The organism is Janthinobacterium foliorum (genome assembly GCF_978021625.1).
The window spans coordinates 1-255 of the sequence record NZ_CDXDQE010000120.1 but is presented as its reverse complement, the minus strand read 5'-3'; the positions used below and the strand labels follow the sequence as shown (position 1 = coordinate 255).

At 58.4% G+C, this 255-nt stretch carries 1 protein-coding gene; it reads right to left on the bottom strand.

Features of this window, described 5'->3' with window-relative positions; all coding sequences use genetic code 11:
• Nucleotides 1–255 (bottom strand): hypothetical protein (locus ACZ92H_RS29790; protein ID WP_465052409.1); only part of this gene is annotated, 255 nt, incomplete at both ends.

The window sequence follows — 255 nt, the reverse complement described above, 5'->3', positions numbered from 1 at the left end:
CCATGGTGAGCTTGAGATTGGCCAGCTTCGACTGCGCCTCCAGTTCCTTGCCGGCGGCCGAGTCGCGGCCCAGCTTGTCCAGCTGGCCGATATTGGCGGCGCCCCGGTTGAGCTTTTCGTTTTTGTGGATTTGCCCGCGCTGCAAATACATCTGCGAATACAGGTTCGATGCGGTGCGGTTTGAAAAGATGCTGCCGATGGCGTCGAGCACCTGTTTCTTTTCCGTGATGCCCTTCTTGGCCAGTTGCGGCAACA